This window comes from Bacillus sp. S4, assembly GCF_040838205.1.
GTDB classification, from domain to species: Bacteria; Bacillota; Bacilli; order Bacillales; family Bacillaceae_G; genus Bacillus_A; species Bacillus_A cereus_U.
The window spans coordinates 1-2,427 of sequence record NZ_JBFPJI010000431.1 but is presented as its reverse complement, the minus strand read 5'-3'; the positions used below and the strand labels follow the sequence as shown (position 1 = coordinate 2,427).

The following is a 2,427-nucleotide window of genomic DNA, read 5'->3' as shown; positions in this document are numbered from 1 at the left end:
CTAATGTATATAACATAAAAAGAAATCCTACCAATATTAAGCTTTCCACTATGATAATCCCGACCCTCTCCTTCCTTTTAACCCCCAACACATCAGATGAAAATTATGTATATCCCATATTAACTGCAGCAAACAAAAAGGATCTTCCCTTCTCGTAAAGGCTGATCCTTTTCTTCGTTCATTCAACTATTTCTAGCTATTCTTGATTAATTAGAATAACAGCTGGTCCATCTACACGAATTCCACCAACTTCGATTTTTTCATAAGGCTCAACTTTAATAGAAATGACCCCTTCCCGCTTCTTTAATTCATTACTTAATTCTTTCGTTAACATTTTTTTCATGTGTGCACTCCTTCTTACTGCTTAATTTATTATTGTTATGTAAATGAAATTAAAAATGGTTTCCTGGTCTGGAAACCATTTTTTGTAGTTGACCATATGGTGTTACCAGTTTGCTTATCAATTTTACGTAAAGAAGATAAACAATTACTATTCACTGTATCAGTAGATGTAAGAAATTCTTAAAGATAGCGGTGAGATTGATTGTTTTTTCTTCTAGAAATAATGACTTAGATAGTATATTACCTAAAACAATGAAAGCCCTACCTCTCTTTCATCCTTACGGCTCCTTGTCCGTGCCAGTGTGAATCAGGATTGCAAAAATCAAGTGACTATTTAATCGAGTTATTTGATGAAACTTCGAACGTTCGTAAAAGAAATGTAAAAATAAAAATGGATTAGATTGAAGTAATAACAAAAGAGGTTCCTACTCTAAAAGTGAGTTGAAGAAGTTGAATGTCTTTGAAATGATTTACTTTTAATAATAATCATATTCCCGAAAAATTCAGGATATTTTCGGGGGATGTAATACATTATCTATAATGAATCTTAACAGAAACTTTTTATTTGATTTTCAGTGATTCCTTTAATTAATCCTAGTTCACTAATCAAAAATTCATGTGCGTTATCCAACATTTTTTTTTCGCTTGTATTAAGTGCCTTTTCTTTCTTCATACGCATTAAATCACGTACAACTTCAGCACCTTCTTGTATTTCACCCGTTTTTATTTTGTCCGTGTTCACTTTATACCTTTGTTTCCACGGCAATAATCTATCTGATTCTCCATGCTGAAAAATGTGTATAATGTGTTTTAATGCAAGTATATCAGTAACTGGGCGTATACTCGAACTCAATATTTTACCCATAGGAATCATGACTTGCATATTACTGATTGACATTTTTATAACATAATACCGTTGTTTTTCCCCTGAGAATTCTTTTTCTTCTATGGCTTCAATTATACCTGCTCCGTGCATTGGATAAACAATGTTATCGCCAATTTGAAACATATAATCCACCTCCATATATGGTAACCTTGTTAAGGTTAACATATATGTGATTTTTTATCAAATATTTAATAATATCATAAATTTATTTTTAGTGTCAATATCTTTTTCTTCAAAAATAAAATTTAGTAAAAACAGCACCAAATTTATAGGGAGCGTGTCGGATTTCGAATAAAGGGAAGGGGGATTTTCCCGCGTATATTCTGAAACCTCTACTAATTAACGTAGATCAGTTTTCCCTTGAAAACGACCAAATCGATCCCGTATTTTTTTCAATCTTGTGTGGTACTCCAAAATCTCAATTCTTGCTTTTTCAGCTAGAGGTGCAATTGGTCTTAAATCTTTTAACCCCCAATAATCAACCACTACATCAAGTACTTGATCAAAATATTGTAGCGGTCCATAGTTAGCTTCTTTTGCAATCACAGCCATTCTATTTTCAAAATCAGGCATGACAGCACCTGGCATTTTAAAATTCATAATTACATTGGCAATATGATAGCAATAATTAGGTTCCAATTCCAAATGTGTTCGAATGACGTCTCGATAAAACGCATAATGAAGAGTTTCATCTTTTGCAAGACGGCGTAATAATGTAGCAAGATCTGGATCGTGCTTACTTGCAACCTTAGCTACATTATTGTAAAACACCATCGTTGCAAGTTCTTGTAGCGTCGTATACGTCATTGCTTCGATTGGTGTGTGAAAATCAGGCTCAAATCCACCCTCAACGACTGACTTTCTTAATTCATGTAATCGTTTGGGATTCACACTTCGAGTGAGTAGTAAATATGTCTCCAATAAATTCGAATGTTGATCCTCTTCTGAAGTCCAAGTATGAATAAAGTCTGTAATAACAGAAAGGGACCCTTTAAAAGTCGCAGATAAATACGTTGTAAACCATGGTAAATTCACTTCTGTTAATAAAGCTGTTTCGATGGCCGTAATTACACCAGAAGGAAGAGTAACTTGACTTTCATCCCAAGGAACTCTTTTAAAGTCCATTCCCTTATCCCATGGTAAAAACTCATGATAACCCCAGTCTATCTTCTGCGCTCTTATTTTATGTTGTTCATACA

The 2,427-nt window shown here is 33.5% G+C and carries 3 protein-coding genes; all 3 read right to left on the bottom strand.

From position 1 onward, the window contains the following. Positions 1 to 196: 196 nt before the first annotated feature. On the bottom strand, positions 197 to 343 hold the full coding sequence (locus AB3X48_RS21190; RefSeq protein WP_016104164.1) for a BC1881 family protein: 147 nt from the start codon (positions 341 to 343) through the stop codon (positions 197 to 199). Positions 344 to 889: 546 nt separating this feature from the next. Continuing rightward, positions 890 to 1,351 (bottom strand): CarD family transcriptional regulator, encoded by a 462-nt coding sequence (locus tag AB3X48_RS21185; RefSeq protein ID WP_016104163.1) that lies wholly within the window; start codon positions 1,349 to 1,351, stop codon positions 890 to 892. A gap of 216 nt (positions 1,352 to 1,567) precedes the next feature. Then, positions 1,568 to 2,427, bottom strand: an 860-nt coding sequence (locus AB3X48_RS21180) for an acyl-ACP desaturase (RefSeq protein WP_367959908.1), incomplete at its 5' end; no start/stop codon positions are given.

Excerpts from the sequence above, each read along its gene's own strand:
- AB3X48_RS21190 (WP_016104164.1), bottom strand. The coding sequence starts at position 343 with ATGAAAAAAATGTTAACGAAAGAATTAAGTAATGAATTAAAGAAGCGG.
- AB3X48_RS21185 (WP_016104163.1), bottom strand. The coding sequence starts at position 1,351 with ATGTTTCAAATTGGCGATAACATTGTTTATCCAATGCACGGAGCAGGT.